The following is a 13121-nucleotide window of genomic DNA, read 5'->3' on the forward strand; positions in this document are numbered from 1 at the left end:
GCTACGAGGTTCCGCGCACGTGCGCGGGACGCGTCTAGTGCGTAGGCCACCACTCGAGCAGCGCCGCTTCGGCGTCCTCGCGGGTCAGTGGTCCGCGATCGAGTCGGAGTTCCTTCAGGAACTTCCATGCCTTGCCCACGTCGGGACCGGCCGGGATGCCGAGCAACTCCATGATCGCGTTGCCGTCGAGATCGGGGCGGACCCGGGCCAGATCCTCCTGCTCGGCGATGCGGGCGATGCGCTCTTCGAGATCGTCGTACGTCGCCTGCAGCGCGGCCGCGCGGCGTTTGTTCCTGGTGGTCGAATCGGCTCGAACGAGCTTGTGCAACTTCGGAAGTAGCTCGCCGGCATCGGTGGCGTAGCGGCGGACGGCGGAGTCGGTCCATTGACCCTTGCCGTAGCCGTGGAACCGCAGATGCAGGAACACCAGATGCGAGACTTCCTCGATCATCTTCTTGGAATACTTCAAGGCGCGCATACGCTTTCGCACCAACTTGGCTCCGACGACCTCGTGGTGGTGGAAACTCACTCCACCGCCCGGCTCGTTTCGCTTGGTATCGGGCTTGCCGATGTCGTGAAGCAGTGCAGCCCAACGCAATACGAGATCCGGATCGCCGTCTTCCAAATCGATCGCCTGCTTCAGCACCGTCAGCGAGTGCGAATACACGTCCTTGTGTTGGTGATGCTCGTCGATCTCGAGCTTCATGTTGGGAACCTCGGGGATGATCCGCTGCGCCAACCCCGTCTCGCACATCACGTCGATGCCGTCTATCGGGTGCGCGCCGAGCATCAGCTTGTCGAGCTCCACCTGGATTCGCTCGGCCGTGATCCGGTCGATCTGATCCGCCATGTCCTCGATGGCCCGGTGCACCCGGGGCATCAGCGAAAATCCGAGCTGGGAGACGAACCTCGCGGCGCGCAGCATGCGGAGGGGATCGTCGCCGAAGGAGACCTCCGGTGCCGACGGCGTGTCGAGTACGCCCTCGAGCAGCGCATCCATCCCGCCGAGCGGATCGACGAACTCCTGTGCGCCGTCGGCTCCCAGACGCACGGCCATGGCGTTGACCGTGAAATCGCGTCGAACGAGATCTTCTTCGAGGCTGTTGCCGTATTGCACTTCGGGATTACGGGAGACCTGATCGTAGGAATCGGTGCGGTAGGTGGTGATCTCGATCTGCTGGTCGTCCTTGGCCGCACTGATCGTGCCGAACGCGATGCCCGTATCCCACTGATGATCCGCCCAGCCCGACAGCATCGCCTGCACGTCCTCGGGCCTGGCGTCGGTGGTGAAATCCAGATCGGTGCCGAGTCGACCGAGAACCGCGTCGCGTACCGTCCCGCCGACGAGATACAGCTCGTGCCCGGCCGCCGCGAACAGAGCACCGAGCGGAGTCAACACCGGAGCGAGCTCGCGCAGCGTCACCGCCGCTCCGGCCAGCAACCTCTCCCGGCGGGCATCGGTCTGCTCGGCGGAAACGGAAGACAGGGACTGATCGGCCACGGTGGAAGAGCCTACTTGCGCCGAGGCGATCGATTGTCCCGGCCTTTACCCCGCGGTGCGGCACGGCAGAAGAGTGCGCATGGGCAACTAGTATGGATCGGGTGTCTGCTGCCGAACGATCGAACAGGAGTCGCCGCAATCCGCGGCGGCGTCAGGCACGCGCCGACACCGAAGCACCCAAGCTGCGGACCGTCCGCGAAACCTCGGCAGGGGGCCTGGTGGTCGACGGCCTCGACGGTCCGCCCGCCACCCGCTGCGCCGCCCTGATCGGACGTACCGACCGTCGCGGACGTCTGCTCTGGTCCCTGCCCAAGGGTCACATCGAGCAAGGCGAAACCGCCGAACAGACAGCCATGCGCGAGGTCGCCGAGGAAACCGGCATCCGCGGGACCGTCCTGGCATCGCTGGGCAGCATCGACTACTGGTTCGTCACCGAGGGCCGACGCGTCCACAAGACCGTCCACCACTACCTGCTCCGATTCCTCGGCGGCGAACTCTCGGACGAGGACCTCGAAGTCACCGAGGTCGCCTGGGTACCGCTGAGCGAACTGCCGTCGCGACTCGCCTACGCAGACGAACGCAAACTCGCCGCGATCGCCACCCGCCTCATCGACGACATGAACAGCAGCACGAACAACGGGAACTCGAGCGCACCGACCCCCGGCGAGAAGTGATCGTGCGGGCCCGGAAGGTCACTGCCGCCGCACTGACCTCGTTCCTCCTTGCGGTGGCGCCGGCCGTCGGGGTGGCGACGGTTGTCCCCACACAGCTTCCGACGGCCACAGCTCAGCCCGACGCGTCCGTCGGCGATGTCGAGTCCACCAGCGCCGTTCCGGACACCCCGATGACGCAGGCCGGCAACCCCTTTCTGACGCTGAGCATCGAGACCGTCGCCCCGTCGACCGTCACCACCAGCAGCGACCCGTTCGTGACGGTCCGGGCCACGGTGACCAACACCGGAGACCGACGCGTCGACGACGTCAGTGTCCGCATGCAGGCCTCGGCCGCCATCGACACCACGGCAGACCTGCGCACCTCGCTGACCCTCGACCAGGAACGATTCGACCGCGTCGGCGATTTCGTCACGGTGGCCGAGTCGTTGGAGAAGGACGAGAGCCGCCAGTTCGACCTGTCGATGCAACTGCGCAGCACTACCGAGCCCTCGCTCGGGATCGAGGCACCCGGCGTCTACCCACTGCTGCTCAATGTCAACGGCACGCCCGAGTACGGCGGAACCGCACGACTCGACGACGCACGCTTCTTGCTCCCTGTCGTCGGGCTGCCGCGTAACCCGGGCGAGATGGACCCGGCTGCTCCCGACGCGCTGCCGCTGCCTCCGAACACGCGCAACCCCGTGGCGATGACCGTGCTGTGGCCACTGGCCGACATTCCGCGCCTTGCCGCCGGACTACCCGGTTCGGTCGACGAGCGTGTGCGACTGATCGACGACGAACTGGCCGGCGAGCTCGCCTCGGGCGGACGACTCGACACCCTGCTCAAGGCCGTGGAGTTCGCGACGCAACCGGGCCTCGATCCCGGCGGCAACCTCGCGTCGAGCCTGTGCATCGGCATCGATCCCGACCTGCTGGTCACCGTCTCGAACATGACCCGCGGCTACCTCGTCGTCGACGATCCGGCCGATCCTGCGAGCACCGCTCGGGACGGCACCGGGAGCGCGGCTGCGACCCAATGGCTCTCTCGCCTGGAAGCCATCGCGTCGAGCACCTGCGTGACTGCGATGCCGTTCGCGCAGACAGACCTGGGGGCGGTGGCCGACATCGGCGACGCCTCGCTGATCCAGAGCGCGATCTCCACGCCTGCAGATGTCGTCGACGGCATCCTCGGCATCACGTCGACGCGGGGCTTCACCTGGAGCCCCACCGGAGGCGTGGACGCCGACACCGCCGACGCTCTACGCGCGGCGGGCACCGGAACCGTGTTGGTGGCCGACAACAGCATCAGTCCACCGACATCGGCACCGATGGCCCAGCTGCTGTCGACGAACGTTCCTCCGACCGGAACCCAGCCGCCCTCGACGCTGGCCGCTGCCCACTACGACGCGGCCACCGCAGCGGCACTGGCCGGCATGGGAGCTACCCCGTCCACTCCCGCCCTCACTCCAGCCGAGCAGCGCTACGACCTCGACACGGACTCCCGCACAGCGCGACTGCAGGACGCACTCGGTGCCATCAACTTCCATGCTCTCGTCGGCACCGATCGGCCCGGGCGCACCGTCACCGTCGCACCCCCGCAGTACTGGACCGCAGGGGGAGACGAGCCGTCGGCCATTCTCTCGACGGTGTCCTCGCTGCTACGTTCCGGATTGGCGACGCCTCGCCCGCTGGCAGAGCTGATTGCCGAGCCCACCTCGGGCACTCCGGTGACCAGCGTCGATGCCGCCACCGAACTCGACACCGGCACCATCGGCCTGGTGCGATCGCAGAGCGATCGGATCGAGACCCTCATGCAGTCGCTGGTCGACGACCCCCAATCGGCGCTCACCCCGCGTCTGTTCACCGCACCGCTGCGCGAAGACATGCTCCGCGCACTCTCGACGGCGGGCCGAGCCAGTTCGATGGCCGACAAGACCGGCACCATGGCATTCACCCGACTCGCCGCAACCCGGATCGGCATCGACACCATCTACGGATCGGTGACCGTGCTCGCGCCGGGCGGCGTGTACACCCTCGCCTCCGAGCAGAGCCCGTTGCTGCTGGTCGCGCGCAACGACCTGCCGATGCCGGTCAACGTGCTGCTCCGAGTCGATGCGCCACCGGAAATGACGATCAGCGACGTCGGCGTCACCCAGCTCCCCGCCCGTGGCTCACGAACCATCACCGTCCCGGCCGAGGTCGACGCCACCCGCAACCTGTCGGTGGACTTCTCCGTGACGGCGCTCGACGGCAGCAGGCTCGGCGAAGTGTCCACGGTATCCGTACGGTCGAACGCGTACGGCCAGGCGCTGGCCATAATTACCGCCTGCGCCGGCGCTCTCCTACTGTTACTTGCAGGTCGACGACTCTGGCATCGATTCAGAGGTCAACCCGACCCGGCCGACGAAGGGTACGAGAGACCATGACAGGAAACGTCCCGTACGACGGGGACCTGCCGCGGTCGCGTATGCCGGCAGCACAGGTTTTCCGGCGCACGACGCCACCGCGGTCGGCACCCTGGGAACGGCAGTCGACTCCCGAGCTGCGCTCGTACCCGGCACCGCCCCCGCTGGACGGTCAACCGGCCGCCGACGATGCCGTCACCCAACTCATCCCGCGGTTCCGCGACGAGGACTACCCCCAGGCGCCGTCGGGAACGGTTCCTCCGTCGAAAGTTCCGCCGGGCGGGTCAGACCCGGCATCGCAGCCCGAGCCGAGGCCACAGAAGTCGTTGCTGGCCGCGTCGGGATCCATCGCGGTAGCAACCCTGGTCAGCCGCATCACCGGATTCGCCAAGCAGGTCGCCATGACGGCCACCCTCGGCGCAGGGCTGGCCAGTGCGTTCACCGTCTCGACGATTCTGCCGAACATGATCTCCGAGTTGGTCCTCGGCGCGGTACTGGGAGCGATTGTCGTTCCGGTGCTGGTCCGGGCCGAGCAGGAAGACGCCGACGGCGGGCGGGCATTCGTTCGACGCCTGTTCACCATCGCAGTCGCGTTGCTGGGGACCGTTGCGCTCGGAGCGACCATGGCCGCGCCGCTGCTGGCGCGGCTGATGCTGTCGGGAGATCCGAAGGTCAACGAGGACCTGACCATCTCGCTGACGTACCTGGTACTTCCGGCGTTGCTGTTCTACGGTCTGTCCGGTCTGCTCACCGCGGTCCTGAACACCAGGCAGAATTTCAAGCCCGGCGCGTGGGCACCGGTGTTCAACAACCTGGTAGTACTCGCGGTGTTCGGCATCTACTTCCTGATTCCGGACGACCCCACGTTGAATCCGAACGAAATGAGCACCACGCAGGTGCTCGTCATCGGCCTCGGCGTCACCACGGGTGTCATCACGCAGGTACTGGCCCTGATTCCCGCGCTGCGACGCGAACGCATCGACCTACGCCCACTGTGGGGATTCGACGAACGCCTCAAGAAGTTCGGCGCGATGGCCGCCGCCATCGTGCTCTACGTCGTCATCAGCCAGGTCGGGCTGATCGTTGCCACCAACATCGCGTCGGGCACCGACGATGCGAGCAACACGATCTACTCGCAGGCCTGGATCGTGCTGCAGCTGCCCTACGGCATCCTCGGCGTCACGGTACTGACGGCCATCATGCCCAGGCTCAGTCGCAATGCGGCCAACGGTGACACTCCGTCGGTCGTCGACGATTTGTCCGTTGCCACCCGGCTGACGATGGTGACGCTGGTCCCGATCGTGGTGTTCCTGACCTTCGCGGGGCCGTGGGTCGGCGAGGCGCTGTACGGGTTCGGCCGATTTGCCGACGTTGCGAGCCGACTCGGTGAGGCCGTCAGCTGGTCGGCGTTCTCCCTCATCCCGTACGCCCTGGTGCTGATCCACCTGCGTGTCTTCTACGCACGTGAACAGGCCTGGACACCGACCTGGATCATCCTCGGCATCACCGCCGTGAAGATCGGCCTGTCGCTCCTCGCCCCGATGGTCGCGTCCGATCCGAACCAGGTGGTGCTGCTCCTCGGAACGGCCACCGGCCTCGGCTACACCGTCGGCGCGATCATCGGCGGATACCTGCTGCACAAGAGCCTGGGCAACCTGCGGATGGCCAACGTCGGCAAAACCATCTGGCTGGTCCTCATCGCCTCGCTGGCCGGCGGTGCTGCCATGCTTGCGATCGACCGGATCCTCGGGCTCGATGCCATGACGAACGGCTGGATCGGAAACTTCGTCCGCGTCGCGATCGACGCCATCGTCATGCTCGGCATCACGTTCTCGATCCTCTGGTTCGGCAAGATTCCCGAAGTCCTGGCGGTCACGGTGGCCCTGAGCCGCGTCGTTCGTCGATTCCGTGGCGCGCCTGCCGACCGGGACGCCGATCTGGCCGCTGCAGAAACCGGCGTGATTCCGGTTATTCGAACCGAGCCCACATGGGACACTGCGCGGGATCGGCTCCCGTACCCTGGTCCTCGGCACCCGGGGGCATACGCCCACACGGGTCGACCGTTTGCAGAACAACACGGGGCATATTCGCCTGAAGGAGTGACAGTGACCGACGACGATGTTGCTGGGGGGCCGGCACAGTCTCCAGCAAACGAAGCCGACCGAACGAGCGGCGGAGTCGAAGTCGACACCCAGGACCGCACCGAGCCCGTGAAGGCCGAGCCCAAGACGCCGGCCAAGACAGCGGCTCCCGCCAAGGCAATCACTCCTGCGTCCTCGGAGGCAGCGAAGACTGCTGCGGATTCCGACAAGGGCAGCGAGAAGTCGGCAGAGACGGCCGACGCGGTCGAATCGGAGAACGAGGCGACTACCGACAAGACGAGTGCCGAAGACGCCACCACCGAAGAAGCCACTACCGACAAGAGCGCCGCCACCGAGCCTGCTCCGAAGCCGGCCGATCGAACGGTATCCATCTCCAAGTCCGTTCTGGCGTCGCGCCCGACCGACAAGACCATCTCGATCTCGAAGGCACAACTGCCGGTCGAAGAGCCCGCCGACAAGAAGACAACCGACAAGGATTCGAAGCCCGAGGCGGTGTCCGAGGACACGGCAACGGCTCCGACCACGGACAAGGCGACGGAGAAGGCCACCACTGACAAGTCCGAGGCGACCGGTGCGGCTGCCCCCGCGCCCGAGCGGACTCTTCGTGGCCCGACGCTCATTCCCGGTGCCTCCGTCGCTGGTGGACGGTATCGACTCCTGGCTCCGCACGGCGGCGCACGTGGACTCAAGTTCTGGCAGGCCCACGACGTCAAGCTGGACCGCGAGGTGGCACTGACGTTCGTCGACGCCGACCAGCAGTCCACCGCGTCACCCACCGATCGCACCGAGGGTCCGCAGGCGATCCTCTCGCGCACACTGCGCCTGGGTCGGATCAATTCGCCCGGGCTTGCGCGCGTGCTCGACGTGGTGCGTGGCAGCTCCGGCGGCATCGTCGTCGCAGAGTGGACGCCCGGCCGGTCGCTACGCGAAATGGCCGACACCGTGCCTGCACCCACCGGGGCTGCTCGCGCGATCAAGGTTCTGGCTGCAGCGGCCGAGGCAGCACACCGCAGCGGCGGTGCCCTGTCGATCGATCACCCCGATCGCGTGCGCATCAGCTCCAGCGGCAATGCCGTCCTCGCTTTCCCGGCCACGCTCGCCGACGCCGATCCGAGTTCGGACGTCCGCGGTCTCGGTGCCATGCTCTACGCCCTCATCACGGCCAGGTGGCCACTGTCCGACACCACCGGCGGATCGGTCGTGTCCGGTGATGCGGCTCCGGCTCGCAGCGTCGGCGGCATGCGTCCGGCCGACCGAGACGACAAGGGCGCGCCGCTCGAGCCGAGGCAGGTTCGTCCCGACGTTCCGTTCGAGATCTCTGCGGTCGCAGTGCGGGCGCTCGAGCAGAACAGTGGCATCCGTACGGCTGCCACCGTGCAGCACGTCCTCGATCAGGCCGCCGTCGTCAACGACAAGACCGATCTGATGCCGGCTCTACGACTGGGCCAGCGCGCACCAGGAGCCAGCGGGCATTCGCTCGCCGACCCCGAGGAAATCGCCGCCGAGAAGGCCAAATCAACCCGCACCAATATCGCCATCGCAATCCTCGGTGCGTTGACGGTCGTCATTCTGGCGTTCGCCGGCTACTGGCTGTTCACCTCGATCGCCGGTGACAGCACGGACGCGCCCCTCGACAGCCAGGAATTCGGCCTCACCACTCCGGCGGCGGCACCTCCCGCAGGCGAAACTGCCGCACCCCCTGCCGAGACGGGTGGGCCCGTTGCCTTGAACGGTGTCAGCGTCTTCTCGCCGCAGGGTTCGGCCGACAACCCCAGCACGGCGTCCAACGTGATCGACAACGACCCCAGCACCGCGTGGACGACCGACTCGTATTTCCAGCAGTTCCCCGCTCTGAAGAACGGCGTGGGCCTGCTCGTCACGATTCCGGCGACAGCGCTGAACAATGCGTGGATCGAGTCGACGTCCCCGGGAACCGTCGTCGAGATCAGGTCGGCACCGAACGACTCGCCCAGCCTGAGCGATACCACGCTGCTCGGTGAAGCCACTCTGCAAAACGGCCGAACCGACATCGCCCTCGACGACGCCGAGCCCACCGGGAACGTGCTCGTCTGGATCACCACACTCGGAGAGCAGGGCGGCCGCATCGCCACGTCGATCTCCGGGATCGGTTTCGACTCCTAGACCCGACGCTCGGTACGGAATCCGGGCTCGTTTCGTACTTCACGGTCTCCATGGCCTAGGCTCCCCCCAATGCGTTAACACGGGGGGAGCCGTTTTCGTATGACCGAACGTATCGATTCGGCGCTAGGGGAGCGCACGGATGCGGAACTTCTGGCTGCTCATGCGGCCGGGGAGCCGAACGCATTCGCCACTTTGATCTACCGACACCACGAGCATCTGTGGCTGACAGCTCGTCGCACGAGCTACACACCCGAGGACGCCTCCGACGCTCTGCAGGAGGCTCTGCTTTCCGCCCATCGCACCGCCGGGTCGTTCCGCGCCGACGCCGCCGTCCGCAGCTGGTTGCACAAGATCGTCGTCAACGCCTGCCTGGACCGCATCCGCCGCAACAAAGTACGGCCCTCGGTTCCGTTGAGCGAAAACGAAAGTCACGAGCCCGCGTCGCCCAGAGACCGCATCTCCGAGACGGAGACCACCATTCTGGTCCGGCAGGCTCTGATGACGCTGCCGCCCGATCAGCGTGCGGCCGTCGTCATCGTGGACATGGAGGGCTACTCGGTGGCCGACGCAGCCGTTCTGCTCGGCGTTCCCACCGGTACCGTCAAGAGTCGATGCGCACGTGGTCGACTCAAACTCTCGACGCAGCTCGCCTACTTGAAAGACGCAGGGAACCGAATCTAGACCCCTCGCGTCTATATCGTGTGAGAGAGAAAGCAGATTCGGCGAAGGGAGGCAGGAACGTGTCGTCGAGCACCGATGCGCTACCCGATGCCCCGTTCTCACCTGAGCTGTTGGCCGAACTGCATGCCGATGCCCTGCCCGAGGATGTCAGCAGTCGGCTGTGGCCGCTGGTCCGTCGCGACGAGCAGTCGATGCAGGTCCTCGCCGGTCTCGACGCGGTGTCGGCTCGGCTCAACGAGATGGGCGAGGATCCGACCGGGACGTTGTCGATTCCGCCCGACGTCGTCGAACGGATCGATCGCACGATCCATTCCGTCGAGCAATCCGGTCCGCAATTCAGCGATCCGGTCGTCGTTCCGTTCCGGTCCCGCAGGCGTCATGTCGTTCTCGGAATTGCCGCTGCCGCAGCACTTCTCGCTACCGGTTCGGTCGTGTTCGCAGCGGTGTGGCGTACCCCGGACGCACCCGAATCCGTTGCCGCAGAACCGTCGTCGGCACCCGACGGGTCACTGATTCTCGATTCCGCCGACCTCGACTCCGGTTTCGCATTCAGCATTCTCGGCAAGCGCGATGCAGGTACCCTCTCGGATCCAGCGGACCTCGAGGCGTGTCTGGCGGCCAACGACGTCGACCCCGCAACCTCGGTCCTCGGATCCACTCGGGTCAGGATCGACGGCCGAGACGGAACCCTGCTTGTGCTGGCAGGCGCGCAGCCGGCCCAGTTCATCGCCTTGGCGGTGGGCAACGACTGCGGCGGTACCAACCCCGATGTGCTGACTCGGCGCGATATCGGCTGACACATCTCTCTCCGGGGAACAACTGCCTCTAGGGTGGTGTTGACCAGATGTACGTCGACCGGCGCGTGCAGTGTGCACTCGGCTGTCGGCGGCCAGTACACGCCGCACAAGATCGGAAGGTCTGCATTGAGTACCCCCAAGGTTCACGATCTCATCATCGTCGGTTCGGGACCGGCCGGTTATACCGCCGGTGTCTACGCGGCCCGCGCAGAGCTGGAACCGATCCTGTTCGAGGGAACCCAGTTCGGTGGAGCACTCATGACGACCACCGAGGTCGAGAACTTTCCCGGGTTCCGTGAGGGCATCATGGGCCCCGATCTGATGGAGCAGATGCGCGAGCAGGCGAAGCGATTCGGTGCCGACATCCGCACCGAGGACGTCGAGGAGCTCGATGTGACCGGTCCGATCAAGACCGTCTCCGCGGGCGGCGAGACCTACCAGGCTCGCGCGATCATCCTCGCAATGGGCGCAGCAGCCCGCTACCTGTCGATCCCGGGCGAGGAAAAGCTTCTCGGACGCGGCGTCAGCGCCTGCGCCACCTGCGACGGCTTCTTCTTCCGCGACCAGGACATCGCCGTCATCGGTGGTGGCGACTCGGCGATGGAGGAGGCCACCTTCCTCACCCGGTTCGCTCGTAGCGTCACCATCGTGCACCGACGCAGCGAGTTCCGTGCGTCGCGCATCATGCTCGAGCGTGCCAAGAACAACGAGAAGATCCGCTTCCTCACCGACACCAAGGTCCTCGAAGTCCTGGGCGAGACCAGTGTGACCGGCATCTCGCTCGAGCACGCCGAGACCGGAGAGAAGACGACTCTCGACGTCACCGGGATGTTCGTCGCCATCGGCCACGATCCCCGTAACGAGCTGGTCAAGGGTCAGGTCGAACTCGACGACGCCGGCTACGTCAAGGTCGCGTCCCCGTCGTCGGCCACCTCGGTGGAGGGCGTCTTCGCCGCCGGAGACCTCGTCGATCACGTCTACCAGCAGGCGATCACCGCTGCCGGTACCGGATGTACCGCTTCGATCGACGCCGAGCGCTGGCTGGCCGAGCAGGGCGACATCACCAGCAACACGCTCGAACACGCCGATCAACCGGTCGACGCAGTCAACGCCTGACCGGCCCCGTTCACTCACCGCTTCCTACATCGAGGAGATAGAAATGTCCGACGACAAGAGCACAGTCACCATCACCGACGCGTCGTTCGTCGACGACGTGCTGACCAGCGAGAAGCCCGTCCTCGTCGACTTCTGGGCAACCTGGTGCGGCCCGTGCAAGATGGTCGCTCCGGTTCTCGAGGAGATCGCCGCTGAGCACAAGGACAAGCTGACGATCGCCAAGCTCGACATCGACGCCAACCCGCAGGCCGCCCGCGACTTCAAGGTCATGTCGATTCCGACGCTCATCCTGTTCCAGGGTGGCAAGCCGGTCAAGCAAATCGTCGGCGCCAAGGGCAAGGCCGCGCTGCTCAAGGACCTCGAAGGCGTTATCTGATTCACCCCCGAATCGTGTGGATTGCAGCGGAAGGCAGTCTTTCTGCGACAATCATCTGATGTGCCGATGCCCAGCGTCGGCACATCAGCCGCATCGGGATGCGGTGTAGTCAGAACGATCTGGAGGCGTTTCGAGGATGCAGGAACTCAGTCACGGCGATTCCGGACCCGCCGTCGCCGAGGTCCGCGGCACCCTGTCGGCTCTCGGCTTCCTTCACGAGGCCGTGGTTCCGCCCGGTCCCATGGACGACGGTCACTGGACAGCTCCCGGTTCCGTCTTCGACGGCGCCCTCGGTGGGGCTGTACGCGCATTCCAGCAGCACCGTGGTCTGTTGGTCGACGGTGTCGTCGGCCCGGCCACGTATCGAGCGTTGAAAGAAGCGTCGTACCATCTCGGCGCACGAACCCTCATCTACCAGTTGTCCGCCCCGCTGTACGGAGACGACGTCGCCTCACTGCAGACGCGACTGCAGGACCTCGGTTTCTACAACGAACGCGTCGACGGCTTCTTCGGCCCTCGCACTCACGAGGGCTTGTCCTCGTTCCAGCGTGAAATCGGACTTTCCCCGGATGGCATCTGCGGACCGGCAACGTTGCGTTCGCTCGATCTCCTCGGAACGCGTGTCACCGGTGGATCACCGCATGCCATGAGCGAAGAAGAGCTCGTCCGAAAGTCGGGACCACAGCTGACCGGCAAGCGCATCGTCATCGATCCCGACCTCGGCGGTGCCGATACCGGACGCATCGTCGACGGGGCGCTGGGTCGAGTCTCCGAATCGGAAATTCTGTGGGACCTGGCCAGTCGCCTCGAAGGCCGAATGGCTGCGACCGGAATGGATACGTTCCTCTCCCGTGCCCGCGGCACCAATCCCTCTGTGGCCGATCGCGCCGAGACTGCCAATGCCTGGGGTGCCGATCTGATGATCTCCCTCCGGTGTGCCTCGAGCACCAGCCCGGTGGCCAACGGCGTCGCCAGTTTCCACTTCGGCAATTCGCACGGTTCGACGTCCATGATCGGGCAGGTGCTCACCAGCTATGTGCAGCGCGAAATTGTCGCTCGCACACCGCTTCTCGATTGCCGCAGCCACGGCCGAACGTGGGATCTGTTGCGCCTGACCAACATGCCGACCATTCAGATCGACGTCGGATACCTCACCAACGAATCCGACGTCGAGGTGCTGAGCGACCCGCGGTTCCGCGACATCATCGCCGAGGCAATTCTGATCGCCGTGAAACGGCTGTATCTACTGGGTCAGGACGATCAGCCGACCGGAACCTTCACGTTCGCCGAATTGCTCGCCGAGGAACTCGCCGCCGCCGATCGCCCCTGATCTCCCAGTCGCCCCTGA

Annotated in this window: 9 protein-coding genes; 8 read left to right on the forward strand and 1 reads right to left on the reverse strand. The window is 65.9% G+C overall.

What is annotated here, in order from left to right; genetic code table 11:
- Positions 1-34 precede the first annotated feature (34 nt).
- A complete protein-coding gene (locus tag ACQR3T_RS10240; RefSeq protein WP_428693320.1) occupies positions 35-1501 on the reverse strand; it encodes a CCA tRNA nucleotidyltransferase in 1467 nt (488 codons plus the stop codon).
- Between the two features lie 101 nt (positions 1502-1602).
- Here ACQR3T_RS10240 and ACQR3T_RS10245 point away from each other — a divergent pair, with 101 nt between their 5' ends.
- The 8 genes from ACQR3T_RS10245 (at position 1603) to ACQR3T_RS10280 (ending at position 13103) form a co-directional block, all read left to right on the forward strand.
- Positions 1603-2175, forward strand: a complete 573-nt coding sequence (locus ACQR3T_RS10245) for an NUDIX hydrolase (RefSeq protein WP_032379451.1) — start codon at positions 1603-1605, stop codon at positions 2173-2175.
- Positions 2172-4580: a glycoprotein gene (locus tag ACQR3T_RS10250; RefSeq protein WP_428693321.1), complete on the forward strand. Its 2409-nt coding sequence runs from the start codon at positions 2172-2174 to the stop codon at positions 4578-4580. The genes ACQR3T_RS10245 and ACQR3T_RS10250 overlap by 4 nt, the downstream gene beginning before the upstream one ends.
- Positions 4577-8803: a lipid II flippase MurJ gene (locus tag ACQR3T_RS10255; protein ID WP_428693322.1), complete on the forward strand. Its 4227-nt coding sequence runs from the start codon at positions 4577-4579 to the stop codon at positions 8801-8803. Before ACQR3T_RS10250 ends, ACQR3T_RS10255 begins: the two co-directional genes overlap by 4 nt.
- 99 nt (positions 8804-8902) lie before the next feature.
- On the forward strand, positions 8903-9484 hold the full coding sequence (sigM, locus tag ACQR3T_RS10260; protein WP_052058538.1) for an RNA polymerase sigma factor SigM: 582 nt from the start codon (positions 8903-8905) through the stop codon (positions 9482-9484).
- Between the two features lie 59 nt (positions 9485-9543).
- On the forward strand, positions 9544-10281 hold the full coding sequence (locus tag ACQR3T_RS10265) for a hypothetical protein (RefSeq protein WP_428693323.1): 738 nt from the start codon (positions 9544-9546) through the stop codon (positions 10279-10281).
- 126 nt (positions 10282-10407) lie between these two features.
- Entirely contained in the window at positions 10408-11397 is a 990-nt protein-coding gene (gene trxB, locus ACQR3T_RS10270) for a thioredoxin-disulfide reductase (RefSeq protein WP_428693324.1), read from the forward strand.
- 43 nt (positions 11398-11440) lie between these two features.
- Positions 11441-11773 carry a thioredoxin gene (gene trxA, locus ACQR3T_RS10275; RefSeq protein WP_008711582.1) on the forward strand — a complete coding sequence of 111 codons (333 nt, stop codon included), beginning with the start codon at positions 11441-11443 and terminating at the stop codon, positions 11771-11773.
- A 136-nt stretch (positions 11774-11909) separates the two neighbouring features.
- The gene (locus ACQR3T_RS10280) at positions 11910-13103 is read left to right on the forward strand and encodes an N-acetylmuramoyl-L-alanine amidase (protein WP_032378747.1); all 1194 of its coding nucleotides are present in this window, start codon (positions 11910-11912) and stop codon (positions 13101-13103) included.
- Positions 13104-13121: the final 18 nt, after the last annotated feature.

The sequence above is a fragment of the Rhodococcus sp. IEGM1428 genome, assembly GCF_050321865.1.
In the GTDB taxonomy this organism is placed as follows: domain Bacteria; phylum Actinomycetota; class Actinomycetes; order Mycobacteriales; family Mycobacteriaceae; genus Rhodococcoides.

Excerpts from the sequence above, each read along its gene's own strand:
- ACQR3T_RS10255 (WP_428693322.1), top strand. The coding sequence starts at position 4,577 with ATGACAGGAAACGTCCCGTACGACGGGGACCTGCCGCGGTCGCGTATG.
- sigM (WP_052058538.1), top strand. The coding sequence starts at position 8,903 with ATGACCGAACGTATCGATTCGGCGCTAGGGGAGCGCACGGATGCGGAA.
- trxA (WP_008711582.1), top strand. The coding sequence starts at position 11,441 with ATGTCCGACGACAAGAGCACAGTCACCATCACCGACGCGTCGTTCGTC.
- ACQR3T_RS10280 (WP_032378747.1), top strand. The coding sequence starts at position 11,910 with ATGCAGGAACTCAGTCACGGCGATTCCGGACCCGCCGTCGCCGAGGTC.